At 34.4% G+C, this 15,798-nt stretch carries 15 protein-coding genes; 13 read left to right on the top strand and 2 right to left on the bottom strand.

Going from position 1 to position 15,798, the window contains the following annotated elements; all coding sequences use genetic code 11:
• The 13 genes from KF816_02430 to KF816_02370 all read left to right on the top strand — a co-directional run bounded on the left by KF816_02430 (position 1) and on the right by KF816_02370 (position 14,036).
• Entirely contained in the window at positions 1–792 is a 792-nt protein-coding gene (locus KF816_02430) for a cation transporter (GenBank protein ID MBX3006862.1), read from the top strand.
• Positions 793–804: 12 nt separating this feature from the next.
• Positions 805–3,600 carry a beta-galactosidase gene (locus KF816_02425; GenBank protein ID MBX3006861.1) on the top strand — a complete coding sequence of 932 codons (2,796 nt, stop codon included), beginning with the start codon at positions 805–807 and terminating at the stop codon, positions 3,598–3,600.
• Positions 3,601–3,682: 82 nt separating this feature from the next.
• Positions 3,683–5,620, top strand: coding sequence for a glycoside hydrolase family 127 protein (locus tag KF816_02420; GenBank protein MBX3006860.1), 1,938 nt, complete (start codon positions 3,683–3,685; stop codon positions 5,618–5,620).
• 65 nt (positions 5,621–5,685) lie between these two features.
• Complete coding sequence (locus KF816_02415; GenBank protein MBX3006859.1) at positions 5,686–6,138, top strand: hypothetical protein; 453 nt, start codon at positions 5,686–5,688, stop codon at positions 6,136–6,138.
• A 321-nt stretch (positions 6,139–6,459) separates the two neighbouring features.
• The gene (locus KF816_02410; GenBank protein MBX3006858.1) at positions 6,460–7,425 is read left to right on the top strand and encodes a sodium-dependent bicarbonate transport family permease; all 966 of its coding nucleotides are present in this window, start codon (positions 6,460–6,462) and stop codon (positions 7,423–7,425) included.
• The gene (locus KF816_02405; GenBank protein ID MBX3006857.1) at positions 7,425–8,582 is read left to right on the top strand and encodes a 5-(carboxyamino)imidazole ribonucleotide synthase; all 1,158 of its coding nucleotides are present in this window, start codon (positions 7,425–7,427) and stop codon (positions 8,580–8,582) included. The genes KF816_02410 and KF816_02405 overlap by 1 nt, the downstream gene beginning before the upstream one ends.
• A complete protein-coding gene (gene purE / locus KF816_02400; GenBank protein ID MBX3006856.1) occupies positions 8,576–9,070 on the top strand; it encodes a 5-(carboxyamino)imidazole ribonucleotide mutase in 495 nt (164 codons plus the stop codon). Before KF816_02405 ends, purE begins: the two co-directional genes overlap by 7 nt.
• A gap of 441 nt (positions 9,071–9,511) precedes the next feature.
• Positions 9,512–10,261 (top strand): hypothetical protein, encoded by a 750-nt coding sequence (locus KF816_02395; GenBank protein MBX3006855.1) that lies wholly within the window; start codon positions 9,512–9,514, stop codon positions 10,259–10,261.
• Positions 10,262–10,386: 125 nt separating this feature from the next.
• Positions 10,387–11,403 (top strand): pirin family protein, encoded by a 1,017-nt coding sequence (locus KF816_02390; GenBank protein ID MBX3006854.1) that lies wholly within the window; start codon positions 10,387–10,389, stop codon positions 11,401–11,403.
• Between the two features lie 23 nt (positions 11,404–11,426).
• Complete coding sequence (locus KF816_02385) at positions 11,427–11,900, top strand: tryptophan-rich sensory protein (GenBank protein ID MBX3006853.1); 474 nt, start codon at positions 11,427–11,429, stop codon at positions 11,898–11,900.
• Positions 11,901–11,907: 7 nt separating this feature from the next.
• Positions 11,908–12,603 carry a DNA alkylation repair protein gene (locus KF816_02380; protein ID MBX3006852.1) on the top strand — a complete coding sequence of 232 codons (696 nt, stop codon included), beginning with the start codon at positions 11,908–11,910 and terminating at the stop codon, positions 12,601–12,603.
• 103 nt (positions 12,604–12,706) lie between these two features.
• Entirely contained in the window at positions 12,707–13,561 is an 855-nt protein-coding gene (locus tag KF816_02375; protein MBX3006851.1) for an SDR family oxidoreductase, read from the top strand.
• Positions 13,562–13,583: 22 nt separating this feature from the next.
• Entirely contained in the window at positions 13,584–14,036 is a 453-nt protein-coding gene (locus KF816_02370) for a hypothetical protein (GenBank protein MBX3006850.1), read from the top strand.
• 93 nt (positions 14,037–14,129) lie between these two features.
• On the opposite strand, the gene KF816_02365 is transcribed toward KF816_02370, so the two are convergent.
• The gene (locus KF816_02365) at positions 14,130–15,116 is read right to left on the bottom strand and encodes a hypothetical protein (protein MBX3006849.1); all 987 of its coding nucleotides are present in this window, start codon (positions 15,114–15,116) and stop codon (positions 14,130–14,132) included.
• Positions 15,117–15,722 carry a hypothetical protein gene (locus KF816_02360; protein MBX3006848.1) on the bottom strand — a complete coding sequence of 202 codons (606 nt, stop codon included), beginning with the start codon at positions 15,720–15,722 and terminating at the stop codon, positions 15,117–15,119.
• Between the last annotated feature and the right edge of the window lie 76 nt (positions 15,723–15,798).

Raw genomic sequence — 15,798 nt, 5'->3', positions numbered from 1 at the left:
ATGAAAAAAACCCGATTCAAAATATCTAAAATGGACTGCCCTTCAGAGGAACAGATGATTAGGATGAAGCTTGCCGACTTAACAAACATAAATTCATTGGACTTTGATATTCCTAACAGACAATTGACAGTCTTTCATACCGACAGTTACGAACCCATTTTTCAACGGCTGGACAGTTTAAATTTTGATACCTCACTGGTTGAAAGTGTTTTGACTGAGAATCCAACTTTATCGGTCGACAATAGTTACGGGGAAAGGAAACTACTTTGGCAAGTCTTAGCAATTAACTTTTTCTTTTTTGCGCTTGAATTAATAACCGGTTTTATTTCTAATTCAATGGGACTTGTAGCGGATAGTTTGGATATGCTCGCCGATAGTATTGTTTATGGATTGGCACTCTTTGCGGTGGGTGGAACAATGGCGCTGAAAAAGAATATCGCAAAAGCTGCCGGATATTTTCAGTTAATTCTTGCCCTCTTCGGTATTCTTGAAGTAATAAGAAGATTTGTGGGATTTGAAAAGATGCCAGCATTTCAAACTATGATTATTATTTCTATTCTTGCCCTCATTGGTAATAGTATTTGTTTGTATTTACTGCAGAAAAGTAAGAGTAATGAAGCACACATGCAGGCAAGTATGATTTTTACCTCTAATGATGTGATTGTAAATCTTGGCGTTATATTAGCAGGTGGACTAGTTTATTTATCTGACTCGAAATATCCTGACCTAATTGTTGGATCAATTGTTTTCTTTATTGTTGGGCGGGGAGCGCTTAAAATCCTTAAACTATAATAATCTCACAATATGAAAAAAATTAGTCTTGTCTTACTATTAATTCTTTTAGCAATTATTCATACAAAAGCCCAGTATAGAGATTACATTGATTTATCAGGGCAATGGCAGTTCTCCCTTGATACCGCCAATATCGGAATTAACGAGCGATGGTATTTATCTAATTTATCTGAATCCATCAATCTTCCCGGAACAACGGATTTAAGTAAAAAAGGATTTCTTAATAAAGATACAACTACATTGCACCTCAGCAGGGTTTATAAATATATGGGAGCCGCCTGGTATAGAAAAAAAATTGTGGTTCCAAATAATTTTTATGGCAAGCATATAAGTTTATTTCTCGAAAGAACAAAACCCACACATGTTTGGATTGATAGCAGTTTTATTGGTGAATCTAAAATTATGCAATCCCCCCAGGTTTATGATATATCAGAATATATGACACCCGGCGAGCATTACATTACAATTAGAATAGACAATAGTTTAAAGCTCACACCTTATGGCAACGCGCATATTTATTCCGACGACACTCAAACCAATTGGAATGGAATAATTGGAAAGCTCTTTATTGAAGCGGCACCGAAAAGTTATATCTCTAATTTGCAGGTTTATCCCGACATCACTAAAAAAAAGATTGATATTGATATAGAGATAACAAATCAATTAGGGTTAGATAATTTTGAGATAGAATTACAAGTTGAAAAATTATTAAACGGAAAATCCTCCCCACTCAAAACTCAAAAATTAAAAACGGCTTATGAACCAATAATTATATTAGAATATGCCCTTGGGGATGAATGCAGTTTATGGGATGAATATGAACAACCTGTCTATAATTTAACAGTGATTATTTCTCATGAAGAGATAATAGATTCGAAGAGTGTAAGCTTTGGTATGAGGCACTTCACGACTAATGGAACTCAATTTGAAATTAACGGTCGCAAAACTTTTTTAAGGGGAAAGCATGATGCCGCAGTTTTTCCTCTTTCGGGGCACACGCCAATGGAAGCGGAAGATTGGATAAGAGTTTTTAAAATCGCAAAATCTTACGGAATTAATCATTACCGGTTTCATTCTTATTGTCCCCCCGAAGCCGCGTTTACTGCTGCTGATCAGGTTGGAGTATATCTTCAAGCTGAATTACCATTCTGGGGAGGATTAGAATCTGATTCTGTTGCCAGTATGTTATTGGAAGAAGGAATCGGAATGTTAAAATATTATGCGAATCATCCTTCATTCGTAATGTTCTCCCCCGGCAATGAAATTTGGAGCGGACATGATAGAGTAGAAAAGAACATACTCGCACTCAAACAATATGACAGCCGCCCACTTTACACTATGGGATCAAATAATAATATTGGTTATGCGACTCCGGGTAAACATTCCGATTTTTTTGTTGCAGCTAGAACTCCTAGCAATGGTGATACAACTTTAACTCACACAAGACTTACGCATGCGTTTGTAGATTCAAGAAATGGAGGAATACTTAATACTCAGCTACCTTCAACAAAAATGAATTATGATTTTTCCGTATCACAATTTAGTATTCCAATTGTTAGCCATGAAATCGGCCAGTATCAAATCTATCCCGATTATGAGGAAATTGAAAAATATACAGGTGTCCTTCGTGCGTGGAATTTTCTAATATTTAAAGAAAGATTAAACAAAGCCGGAATGCTGCATCAAAATATGGATTTTCAAAAAGCATCCGGAGCCTGGTCTGCCATTTGTTATAAAGCCGAAATGGAAACAGCGTTGCGCACTAAAGGATTTGGCGGATTTCAATTACTTGATCTGCAAGATTTTCCAGGACAAGGAACCGCGCTTGTTGGCATCCTTGATGCTTTTATGGAAAGCAAGAATGTTATTAGTCAAAAAGATTGGCTGCAATCATGCAATGATGTGGTTCTATTACTTGAATTCCCAAAATATTGCTGGACCAATGATGAAGTTTTTTATGCAGAACTTTCTGCAGTGAATTATTCCAATAAATCATTCAATAATGAATTAAGGTGGGAAGTTAGAAATCAAAAAGGGATTGTACTTCATAAAGGTAATTTCATTAATAGATCAATAGTAAATGGTGGAAGTAATATTGTTGGCGAATTAAATTTTGAACTTTCAAAAATATCTAAAGCTGAAAAACTAACAATCAACATTTCTCTACAAGATACACCATACAACAATTCATATCCAATTTGGGTTTACCCCAAATCAACGACAATACAAACTAGTGCGGATATTCTCATCTCAACAAAATTAGATAATGAGGTTTTTCAAAAATTGAATTATGGTGGCAAAGTATTACTATTACCGCAAACCGATGATATTAAGGATCACAGTGTGGCGGGACTTTTCCCTCCCGACTTCTGGAATTATGGAATGTTCAAAGGGATAAGTGAATGGGCAAAAAAACCGGTATCGCCAGGAACTTTGGGAATATTGACTGATCCTAATCATCCGATATTTAATTCATTTCCAACAGAGTTTCATACAAACTGGCAATGGTTTTCAATGATTAAGAAAAGTAATTCTTTAATATTAGATTCTATTACTAAAGAATTTAAACCTATTGTTCAGGTTATTGATAATTTGGAGAGAAATCATAAATTAGGTTTGATTTTTGAGTTTCTGGTTGGTAAAGGAAGGTTGCTTGTTTGTATGGTTCAATTAAATACATTAACTGATAAGCCTGAAGCAAATCAACTTTACAAATCAATTGTTAGTTATATGAATAGTGATAAATTTAATCCAACTTTTTCAATTACTCAGTCTGCACTTAGTATATTATTAAATTACTGTGAGTAAATTTTCATTTAAAATGTAATTTTTAAATTAGTATCGTAAACTAAAAGGAAAATGTTTTCATACATTTACCGGAGACCCAGAAATGATCCAAAAATATTTCTTTATCTTATTTTTTGCAATAACTCAATTATTTAATGCACAGCATTCAATTTTAAATTATCCAATCACAGCAATTGATATCAGGAATGTAGTAATCAATGATAATTTTTGGCTTCCAAAAATTAAATTAATTCAGGATACAACGATCAAATTTGCATTTGATAAATGTAAAGCCGAAGGAAGAATGGATAATTTCCTAATTGCCGGTGGAAAATTAGAAGGCACAACGAAAGGCAAAATGCCTTTTGACGATACCGATTTATATAAGATAATTGAAGGAGCTTCATATTCCTTAATTAGTACCCCGAATAAAAATCTTGATGCTTATCTTGATTCAATTATTTCTATTATTGAAATCGGACAAGAGAAGGATGGATACATTACAACATGGTTTACAATAGATAGAATGAAACCACCGGCATGGTGGGCAAATCCATCTCCTAATCGATGGGAGTTTGAGGTTACCAATCATGAATTATATAATAGCGGTCACTTATTCGAAGCCGCGGCAGCTCATTACTGGGCAACCGGGAAAAGAAATTTTTTAGATATCGCAATTAAGAATGCAGATTTATTAGTTAATAATTTTGGTCCCAATAAATTGAGAATTCCCCCGGGGCATCAGATAGTTGAAACCGGCTTAATAAAACTATATCAAATTACAAAAAATAAAAGCTATTTGAATCTTTCAAAATTTTTCCTTGATTTAAGAGGAGATTCAACTTCTCATAAATTGTATGGTGAATATAGTCAGGATCACCTTCCTGTGGTTGATCAATCAGAGGCAGTTGGTCATGCGGTGAGAGCAGTGTACATGTATGCGGCTATGACAGACATAGCGGCGATTTATGGAGATAAATCATACCTACATGCTGTTAATAAAATTTGGGAAAATATAGTAAATAAAAAAATGTATATCACTGGAGGTATAGGTTCACGACACGATGGAGAAGCATTTGGTGATAATTATGAACTTCCAAACCTTACCGGTTATAATGAAACTTGCGCCGCAATTGGAAATGTACATTGGAATCAAAGATTATTTCAGTTAACGGGCAATTCAAGGTATTATGATGTTATTGAAAGATCTTTATATAATGGATTGCTTTCAGGCATCTCTGCAGATGGAATTAATTTCTTCTACCCAAATCCTTTGGAATCGGATGGTTCATATAAATTTAACCAGGGAGCTTGTACACGACAAAGCTGGTTTGATTGCTCCTGTTGTCCCACAAATATGATTCGGTTTTTACCCTCAATACCAGGTTTAATATATTCTACTTACAATGATAGTCTATACATTAATTTATTTATTTCGAATAAATCTAGTTTTAAAATAAATGATCATGAAATTAAACTAGTACAAACAACAAATTATCCATGGGATGGCAAGGTTAATTTTAAAATAAAATCTAGTTCCGATAGCAAGTTCACAGTCAAAATTCGAATCCCCAGCTGGGTAAATGGTGAAGTATTACCTGGAGACCTCTATAATTATATAAATGACACTCCCAATAAAATCACACTAAAGATCAATGGGCATGAGTCAACTTTCGATGTTGATAAAGGATATGCCATAATAACAAGAAACTGGAAAGATGAGGATAACATAGAATTGATGATACCAATGAATATCAGGAAAGTGACTGCTCATGAAAAGGTTGTTGATAACCTAAACAAAGTTGCTTTTGAATATGGGCCAATTGTTTACTGTGCCGAACAAGTTGACAATAACAATATTGATAATTTATTATTTGATAAGGATGTGTTAACTAATTTAGCTGATAAATTTTTGCTGACAGAAAATATAAAAGTTATTAATGGACAAGCTGCGCAGAATGATTTTACATTGATTCCCTATTATCTTTGGTCAAACAGAGGTATTGGAAAAATGAAAGTTTGGCTGCCAATTAAGGGATAGATATCTAAACATTTAGTTAGAATCAATTATTACTAGCACTTTGAAAATTTTTTATAGAGTTATAAATGTTGATAACTGGATATATTCTTGCATTAATTTCATTTACCGGTTTTGTAGTATGGATTATTGGGATGACTAAATTGTTCACCAATAAAAAACCAAAATTGAAGAAAGATGTTATTGATGAGTTTCATACAGAATCCCATTCAGACATGACAAGTTTTTCAAAATACTTTCATTACAATAAAGGTGTTAGATATTCAGTTGAACATAAAGAGGGCATGACTTACGCTCAGATTGAAAACGGGATTAAAAAGAAGGATCCAAACACGGTTACATTTTTACAGATATTCGTTGGATTTTTTTGTTTTATAATCGGGCTTATCTCCTCAATTGGCAGTTTTGTTGCCGCTTCGGGTAATACAGATGGCTGGTACATGCTAGGTTTTTGTATCTTCTTCACCGCTATTTTTGTTTATATAATAATTAATCAAAAACTTGAAACGAAGAAAATGTAGGTTAATCGAGAAAGTATTTATTCTTTAACCTATCAGTTTTCATAAACTGAAAATGCATTGGCGGCAACCTGACTTTCGACACCAAAAATAAATATGCGTAGAAAATAATAGCATCGAAGGTCGGTTTCCCCTTTCAGTATCTACTTTAAAAGAAGTCAATGGAATAGTTGAATAACTGATATCCAGGCAATTATAAGATAATCACCCCAGTCAATATTTCTCCAACCACCGATGTGATTAACCATCCATTTTTTTATATATTTTATGAACAAATTCAAGAAATAATTATTAAAAAACATTGAAAGGTTAAATTAATTACGAATGGATTTTCAGATACTTATATCAAACATAGCAAATCCAACCTTGTTGTTTTTTCTACTTGGAATAATCGCAGTTATTATAAAAAGTGATCTCGAGATTCCCGAATCATCCAGTAAGTTTATTTCATTATACCTTCTCTTTGCAATCGGTTTTAAAGGTGGACAGGAATTATCGCACAGCAGTTATAATCATGAAATAACCTACACACTTATATTCGGAACTCTGATTGCCGCATTAATTCCAGCTTACACTTTTTTCATTCTTAAAAGAAAGTTAAGCGTTTATGATGCCGGGGCAATTTCTGCGGCTTATGGCTCTGTAAGTGCTGTTACTTTTGTTGCCGCTGTATCTTTTTTGGAAATGCAGCAATTGTCTTTTGGCGGGCATATGGTTGCAGTAATGGCTTTAATGGAATCCCCGGCTATAATTATTGGTGTTTTTCTTATGATGAAATATGGACAACAATCAAATGCACGAATAGATTGGAAATCTATCTTTCAGCATTCCTTCGCTAACGGAAGTGTTGTAATGATTCTGGGAAGTCTAGTTATTGGTTTAATTGCCGATACCAAACAAGCAGAAGGTATTAAACCATTTACCACAGATCTTTTTAAAGGTTTTCTAGTAATATTCCTTTTAGAAATGGGGATGGTTGCGGCAAAGAGATTTACTGCTTTTACAAAGTATGGATTATTTGTAACTTTTTTTGCAATAGTTATCCCATTCATAAATGGATGTGTTGTGGCTTACCTAAGTCAATTCATAACACCCGACATTGGTAATAGATTTATACTTTCTATATTAGCTGCAAGCGCCTCTTATATTGCTGTACCGGCAGCAATGAGAATTGCAGCACCGGAAGCAGATCCAGGACTTTATATTCCAATGGCACTGGGTATTACGTTCCCGGTTAATATAACAATTGGTTTCCCGGTATATTTTACTATTGTAAACTTTTTTGCATAATGGAAAAACTCGTTACATCAGAAATTAAGCTGGGTATTATTGCAGGTGGCCAGCTTGGCAAAATGCTCGTACTTGCAGCAAGCAACTGGAACGTCAATACATTTATTCTTGATAAAGATGAACATTGTCCCGCTTCATCATGCTGTACATTCTTATTCAAAGGGGATCAACTCAATTTTGAGGATGTTTACAAATTTGGGCAGATGGTGGATGTTCTTACTCTCGAATTAGAGAATGTAAATATTGAAGCACTTAAAAAACTTAAGGAAGAAGGAAAAAGGATTATACCTGATCCTGATATACTCGAGATTATTCAGGACAAAGGACTACAAAAGCAGTTTTTTGAGAAAAATAAAATACCATCCTCTCCATTTACACTTTTTACATCCAAACATGATATCATCAATGCAATAAATAATGGTGTATTAGATTTCCCTTTCGTTCAGAAATTACGCAAAGGTGGGTATGATGGAAGAGGTGTTACAATAATTAGCTCAAAAGATGATTTGATAAATTTACTTGATGGGCCCTCGATAATCGAAAATCTTGTGAATATTGATAAGGAAATATCTGCGATAGTTGCAAGAAATGAACGTGGTGAAGTTAAATGTCATCCAACTGTTGAGATGGAGTTTAATCCAAGCGCTAATCTTGTTGAAAAACTTATTTGTCCCTCTACTTTAACGGCAGAACTTGAAAACAAAACAGAAAACTATGCTATCAAAATTATTTCTGAGTTAAATCTTCATGGAATTCTTGCTGTGGAAATGTTTATTGATAAGAATCAAAATATTTTAATAAATGAAATTGCCCCTCGTCCCCATAACAGTGGTCATCATACTATTGAAAGCGCTATTACATCTCAATTTGAACAACTTTTAAGAGCTATTTTTAATTTGCCTTTGGGAAGCACTAAACTAAAGATGCCTGCAGTAATGATAAACCTTTTAGGTGAACCGGGTTATGAAGGTCGTGTTCGATTTGAAGGGCTCACCGAATGCATGGCAATTGAAGGAGTTAAAATTCATCTCTATGGTAAGAAAACTACAAAACCTTTTAGAAAAATGGGACACGTAACAGTCTTGGCACCAACAATTGATGAAGCTAAAAACAAAGCAGATATTGTAAAACAAAAAATTAAGGTTGTGTCATGGTAAATCCATCAATAAGTATAATTATGGGTTCTGATTCTGATTTAATTGTGATGCAAGAAGCGGCCAATGTTTTAAAGGAATTTAATGTAACATTCGAACTTACTGTAGTTTCGGCTCACCGAACTCCGAAAAGACTATTTGATTATGCTGAGAATGCACACAAAAGAGGAATTGAAGTAATAATAGCGGGAGCCGGAGGAGCGGCACATTTGCCTGGAATGGTAGCAGCAATCTCACCATTACCTGTAATCGGGGTTCCAATTAAATCATCAAATTCGATTGATGGATGGGATTCGATTTTATCTATTCTTCAGATGCCGGGCGGAGTACCGGTTGCAACAGTAGCATTAAATGGTGCGAAAAACGCTGGATTACTTGCGATACAAATTCTATCAGTAAAAGATTTTAACTTACGAAAAAACATGCTTGATTATAAAGATAAGATGCATCTAGAAGTGATGCAAAAGGTTGAGAAACTAGGGAAAGAATAGTAAAACATTTTTTCTCTGTCGCCAACAATGAAGTTCCCATCTTTAAATGTTTTTTACAAAAAATAATCAACAATAACCATTTGCTTGCCCGAACTACCTCATTTTATGCAAACTTGGATTATGAATATTTGTTATTATATCATTAATGCTTTTTTTAGGTTAAAATTTAGTTATTCAGAACTAATAATACGTGATGCGATTAAAATCATTTTCAAAGAAAAAGTATTTCATTAAAGGAGATCTCATAGTTTACCGGCAGAAATTTTACTGCTTATTTCGAAATTATCAAAGATGAATTGATCTCTTTAATAGTATCGTTTGATAGTTTTTCTCTTTATTATATTTAACAAGAAGTTATTTAATACAAAAGTTAGTTCAATTAAACTTGTTATAAATATATCGCCAACACAATATTTTAAAACTTATTATGAATTATTTAACATGAAAAAAACAATCTTACCTACCGCATTTTTAATTATACTAATAAACTTTTGTTTAATAAGCTCAACTTATGCACAGATAGTCGTGGATTTAGAAACCGGTTATATAACTACTGGATATAACGATCAACGTATTCCTGGTAATCGAGGCACACTTGTGTCATTCAAAGATGATTTGATACCAAGTTCCGATCTTTTTTATAGGATAAAACTCAATTACACTTTTAACTACTCTCATAATATTTCTTTGCTCTATGCCCCATTAACAATACTATCAGAAGGAAGATTAAATAAAGAAGTTAACTTTGCCGGACAGATATATAAAGCGAATATTGATTTACAAGGTTCTTATAAATTTAATTCCTATCGATTAACCTACCGCTACGATTTCGTTCAAAATCCTGACCTGGAATTTGGATTGGGACTAACCGCGAAAATTAGAGACGCGAGAGTTTCTTTATCGTCACAAAACTATTCATCCGAGAAAACTAATGTTGGGTTTGTCCCGATTCTTAACTTCAGATTGTTGTGGAATCTTAATGATGATTTCGGCCTGCTCTTTGAAGGCGATGGACTAGCGGCCAAACAAGGACGAGCATTTGACGTTCTTTTAGCCGCATCATATAATTTGTTGGAAAATATAAGTCTTAAAGCCGGGTACCGTATTCTTGAGGGAGGAGCAGATAATGAGGAAGTATATAATTTCGCTTTATTCCATTATATCTCGTTTGGCGTATCTTATAAATTATAGAGCATAATAAGAACAAAATGTTGTTATGGTTTTTTAATTAAACGGACAAGTTTGTTTTAGAAATTAATTAGATTATATCGAAATATTAATTGAAATAAGCGGCACAGTATTTTGGGAGAGTTATTATGTACAATAAGATTATCTCAAACATTCAACCACTTGGTTTTACCTGGCAGACTAATAATCCGTTTTTATTTTGCGTGCACCATCTCGATAATTTTCCATCGGGCAATGATCAGCTTGGGCCAAATGCATCATTAGAAGGAAGAAACATTGGACAGGATTTTACTTTGAAAGATGGATGGAGAATGTATCATGGAGAAACCATACCCGGTTTTCCCGCTCATCCTCATAGAGGTTTCGAAACCGTTACAATTGTACTTCGAGGATTTGTAGATCATTCTGATTCACATGGCGCCGCCGGAAGATATGGCAACGGAGATGTTCAGTGGATGACCGCCGGTTCCGGTCTTCAGCATTCCGAAATGTTTCCTCTTCTAAATAAAACAGAAAATAATCCATGCGAACTTTTTCAGATATGGCTTAATCTTCCTCAATCTAATAAGTTTTGTAAGCCGCATTTTAAAATGTTGTGGAATGAAGATATTCCGTTTTATAAAAAGAAGGACATTAAAGGGAAATCGATTGAAGTGAGGATTATTGCGGGAGAAATTAAAGATGTAATTGCTCCCCCACCAGCTCCCGATTCCTGGGCGGCAGATAAAAAAAATGAGGTTGCCATTTGGCTTATAAAACTTGAGGAAAATGCTGAGTGGTCATTGCCCCCCGCATCTTTTGGAATTAGCCGATCACTATATTTTTATAAAGGGTCCACACTGGACATTGCCGGAATAAATCTTCAATCTTATCATTCGGTTGATTTACTGGCCGATCAAAATGTATTGATTAAAAATGGCGGAACAGATGCTTACATACTTCTGCTTCAGGGCAAAGCTATTGATGAACCGGTCGTTCAATACGGTCCCTTTGTAATGAATAGCAGAGAAGAGATACAACAGGCTTTCGATGATTTTCGTAAGACTCAATTTGGCGGTTGGCCCTGGAAAAGACTTGATAATGTTCATCCAAAAGATAAAGGTAGATTTGCAAAATATGCCGATGGTATAGAAGAAGTAAAATAATCGATTAAACAGGAATGGCAAAAATGTCAGGATCAAACATTTTTAAACTGATTGTTTCTTTAATAATTCCTTTATCTGTTGGGGCTGTTGCCGGAATGTTTACTTCACAGGCTGTTCCAACCTGGTATGCATCATTAAACAGACCCTCATTCAGTCCTCCCAACTGGGTGTTTGGTCCAGTGTGGACATCCCTATACATTCTTTTAGGAATTTCCTTTTTTCTTATTTGGAAAGAAAGCTCTTCTCCAAAAAGAAACCAGGCCATTAAAATATTTGCAATTCAGATGCTCTTAAACTTTGCCTGGAGTTTTATATTCTTCTATTTCAATATGATTGGCATTGCGCTTATAGAAATTATCCTTTTATGGTTCAGTATCTTTGCAATGATTTACCTTTTCTATAAAATAAAACCACTTGCCGCGTATTTGAATATTCCATACTTGTTATGGGTTAGCTTTGCAACAATTCTAAATGTTGGCTATTATTTTCTGAATTAATCCATCCATGAATAAATATTTTAAAATAATTTTACAGGAACTAGAAAAGCATCATAATGCTAAAAAAGCAAAATGGCTTGTTAATTATGTTAAGCATGATATTAAATCTATTGGTGTTGGCATCCCGGAAATTCGCTCTATTGTTCAAGACGTTTGTAAACTGAACAAGTTAAATGAACTATCTAGAACCGAACAGAAAGAAATACTTGATGAACTTGTTAAACATGAATATAGTGAATCTAAACTTGCGGCAATTATTTATGTCCAGTTATTTCTACTAGGAACAGATGTAAAATTTCAGCTTTCAATGTTTTCAAATTGGTATGATAAAAAGTGGATATACGATTGGAATGTATGCGACTGGCTTTGTGTGAGACTGCTGTCCCCCTTAGTGGATAGTTATCCAAAACAAACAATAACAGAATTAAAAAAATGGAATAAAGATAATTACCTTTGGAAAGCTCGCGCATCTCTAGTTCCCTTTGCACAATGCAAAACATTAAAGGAGCATCTGGAAATTGTTGATGCGTTTAACAAACAGATGATTAAACGAAATGAGCGATTTTGCAAAACAGCAGTGGGCTGGTCTTTGCGGGAAATATCTAGACTGGATAAAGGATATGTCAAAGGATTTTTAGAAACACACAATACTTACTTAACCGCCGAAGTAAAAAAGAATGCCACGAAATACTTTGCGCGATAAATAGAAAACTTACCGGTTTCAACACATAATCACCCAACATCCTGGAACAAATTATTCTTGAACTATGTTTAACCCTTTAATTAATAAACATTAGAGTGTAATAATGAAAGAAAAAGTAGTAATAATATCCGGAGCAAATAAAGGAATCGGTAAGGAAGCTACGAAGCAATTGGCAAAACTTGGCGCAAAAGTTTATATGGCCTGCCGTTCTCTCAATTCTGCAAATGAAGCTAGAAAAGAAATTGTTAAGGAAACCGGGAATCAGAATGTTTTTGTGATGCATCTTGATCTCGCAAATATGAACTCGGTAAAAAGTTTTGCAGATGAGTTTAAGAAAAGAGAAAGTAAAATTGATGTGCTCATAAATAATGCGGGTTTGTGGACGAAAACCAAAAGGCTAAGCGAGCTTGGCGTTGAGTACACTTTTACAGTGAATGTATTAGGCCATCAATTTTTAACCCACTTATTGCTTGATGAACTAAAAAATGCCGCACCATCAAGAATTATTAATACTGCTTCTCATTATGCCGATGGGCTCGATATTGACGACATTAATTTCGATAAAAGAAAGTTCAATGAAACTCTTGCCTACAAACAAACCAAGCAGGCTAACAGAATGCTTACACGGGAATGGGCTCGAAGATTGAGAAATGATAATATTTCTGTTTATTCTTTAACTCCTGGATTTATTCCGGATACAGAATTATTCAGAGAGCAAAATATGTTTGGTAAGTTACTTTTGAAAATATTCGCTCTAATTGAAGGAAGAACAATCGAAGAAGGAGCTGATACAATTATTTGGCTTGCCTCCACTGAAAAGGTAATAGGGAGTAACGGAGGATTTTTTAATCGAAGAAAGGAAGAAAAATGTAAATTCTCTAATCCAGAAGAAGAGAAATATCTTTGGGATAAATGTGAAGAATTCTTAATGAACATAAAGCAGAAGAATATAAATTAGAATAATAAATAGGAAAGAACCAATGAAACTCAATTACGATGAACTTAGACATAGAATTAGAAATGATCATAGATTCAAGAAACGATTAAGAAGAATTGTGCTTCTTGGAGGTCTAACATTAATTTTAATTTCTTTGACTGGCATATTTGCAATTATTTTTTTCTCATCTGCAATTATTAGCTTTCTCTTTGCGCATGTACCTGGACTATTGGAGTTAGGGTTCAACTATCTTCGTGGTTTTGCTGCCTCTTATATGCAAGAAGATTTAACTTCTTTGATTAATTCAATTGGTGTTGGAGCAAATGTTAATGAAATGAAAAATCTTGTAAATCAATATTTTAATCAGCTTGCTAGCAATACGGCAATAGATTTTAAAAGTTTCTCAAATTTTATTACAACAGTTAAAAATTCTTTAATTGATAATTCAATAACTGCAAACGAATTAGATCTCGTCAGAAAATTTTTATTGAATTAATTATGAAAGTTGGAAATATAGGGAATGAAAAGTTTGAAGCAAATCAAGAGGTTTCGCTGATGACTAACAAGTCTTCCTGTTTTGCTTCTCTTTTTATTTAAGATCAATTCTTAACCCCACTAAAAACCTCGGGTCTTTACTTATGTAGTTCTCTGAGAACCACCTGAGTTTTTTATCGTTTGTTATTTTGCCTGTAAACTCAACCGTTAATGTATTCCCGAAACGGTAGAAATCGTCTGTTAAAAATCCTCTGGTCCCTATCTTTTCATCTGTGTGATTAAAATAGACCTTCAGTTCTGCATATTCTTCAAGGTTTTCGCTGAACCATTTAAGAAGATCCGATTCAAATGTTAATCCGTAGCTCACAGATGAGTTGTTGAGATGAACAAACGATTCGAGTGTTAACTGAAAATAATTTTTTGAGGAAGTATAAATATCTACTCGGTATTCGCCTCTTAGATAATCGTCTTTTCCTAATCTTTCGTATGATATTTCGGCGAGCGTATTTTTGCCGATTTTTTTTGAGATTTCTGTTTCGAAGTAATTGAGTATAAAATTTCTATCCAGAAAATTAGGCGTATTAAGGTCGGTTAAACTTCCCACAACAAATTCCACAATTGCGGAAGAGATGTTGAACTGAAACCGTCCGCCATCAATCCATCCGTTACTTCCGAGACCCGTACTAGAAACTTTTCCCTTAATTGTTGGAATAGATCCTATCTGAATGCGCGAACTCTCCCACTCTTTCTGAAAATATAATTGTCTGAGATTCAAGTTGAATCTTCTGTTCTCGCCGCTTACCCGGAAGTCCTTAACATTTTCCCACCGTGAAGTGAAATTGCTTCCGGTCGAGGTAAGACCAACAATGTAATAATCATCAAAAAGATTTATCTCAAAAGGAATTCTTAAAGAAGCTTGAACTCTATTCTGTTTCTCACCGAATGAAATATTGTCGTAACGCGCTTCCCAGATCATTCTGAATTTTTCAAGCGACTGCCCCAGGGCGATATGCGGCATCATAAATAAACATAGTAGTGAATAAGAGAGAAGAATATTTTTTCTAACTGCAGATATCTTCATTTAAAAACTGATCCTCATGTCGATTCCAGCTCCCCCGCTCAATAAACTTTCAAGATGCGGATAAAGATTTACCGACGCGTTATTCTGATGAATGAAATAGAGAGCCACATCAAAAGCCAAAAGAAATCCTCCTTGTAAAAGAAGACTGTCTCCGTAACCACGCAACCTTTCTGCGTTAGACGAGTTTTTTGCCCTCTCTTTAAGATATAATCCCGTAACCATATAAGCAACATCCAAACCTGCATTTAGCAGAAGAAATTTCTGCAGCGAGTTATACTCATTTAATATTTGTGTTGCTGTCATCGAATTAGGATCTGAACCCGAGGCATTGAAGTAACCGAATGCAGCAATTCCGAGATTCACAATATTCCACATCGCGTTGAACTGGTGGAAATATTTTGTCTGACCTTCATGTTTATAATTGCCGTAAGCGCCAAGTAGAATATTTCCCAGAGCCCAGGAGCCGAGAACAATCATTCCGGTTTTGTTAATATCTGTTCTTTCGGTTTCGAACGAACGGATCTGATCAATCTTCTGTGCTTTAACGGGCGGTATTATAATCAAAAACAGAATAAGAATTAAATAAAATGCTTTAATAATTTTCATCTACCGCGATCCCCTTTTTCATAATAACAAAATTAGAGGTTAGAAAGTTTAGAAATGAAAAGGGGCTTTATGCAAG

Source organism: Melioribacteraceae bacterium, assembly GCA_019638015.1.
GTDB lineage: Bacteria > Bacteroidota > Ignavibacteria > Ignavibacteriales > Melioribacteraceae > JAHBUP01.
The sequence above is the reverse complement of the archived record's forward strand: the minus strand, read 5'-3'. Positions and strand labels throughout refer to the sequence as shown.

What these genes read in the sequence shown, in the direction of transcription:
- KF816_02360 (MBX3006848.1), bottom strand. Translation starts at nt 15,722, where the DNA reads ATGAAAATTATTAAAGCATTTTATTTAATTCTTATTCTGTTTTTGATT.
- KF816_02415 (MBX3006859.1), top strand. Translation starts at nt 5,686, where the DNA reads ATGTTGATAACTGGATATATTCTTGCATTAATTTCATTTACCGGTTTT.
- KF816_02370 (MBX3006850.1), top strand. Translation starts at nt 13,584, where the DNA reads ATGAAACTCAATTACGATGAACTTAGACATAGAATTAGAAATGATCAT.
- KF816_02395 (MBX3006855.1), top strand. Translation starts at nt 9,512, where the DNA reads ATGAAAAAAACAATCTTACCTACCGCATTTTTAATTATACTAATAAAC.
- KF816_02385 (MBX3006853.1), top strand. Translation starts at nt 11,427, where the DNA reads ATGTCAGGATCAAACATTTTTAAACTGATTGTTTCTTTAATAATTCCT.
- KF816_02420 (MBX3006860.1), top strand. Translation starts at nt 3,683, where the DNA reads ATGATCCAAAAATATTTCTTTATCTTATTTTTTGCAATAACTCAATTA.
- KF816_02430 (MBX3006862.1), top strand. Translation starts at nt 1, where the DNA reads ATGAAAAAAACCCGATTCAAAATATCTAAAATGGACTGCCCTTCAGAG.
- KF816_02390 (MBX3006854.1), top strand. Translation starts at nt 10,387, where the DNA reads ATGTACAATAAGATTATCTCAAACATTCAACCACTTGGTTTTACCTGG.
- KF816_02380 (MBX3006852.1), top strand. Translation starts at nt 11,908, where the DNA reads ATGAATAAATATTTTAAAATAATTTTACAGGAACTAGAAAAGCATCAT.
- KF816_02410 (MBX3006858.1), top strand. Translation starts at nt 6,460, where the DNA reads ATGGATTTTCAGATACTTATATCAAACATAGCAAATCCAACCTTGTTG.
- KF816_02365 (MBX3006849.1), bottom strand. Translation starts at nt 15,116, where the DNA reads ATGAAGATATCTGCAGTTAGAAAAAATATTCTTCTCTCTTATTCACTA.
- KF816_02375 (MBX3006851.1), top strand. Translation starts at nt 12,707, where the DNA reads ATGAAAGAAAAAGTAGTAATAATATCCGGAGCAAATAAAGGAATCGGT.
- KF816_02405 (MBX3006857.1), top strand. Translation starts at nt 7,425, where the DNA reads ATGGAAAAACTCGTTACATCAGAAATTAAGCTGGGTATTATTGCAGGT.
- KF816_02425 (MBX3006861.1), top strand. Translation starts at nt 805, where the DNA reads ATGAAAAAAATTAGTCTTGTCTTACTATTAATTCTTTTAGCAATTATT.
- purE (MBX3006856.1), top strand. Translation starts at nt 8,576, where the DNA reads ATGGTAAATCCATCAATAAGTATAATTATGGGTTCTGATTCTGATTTA.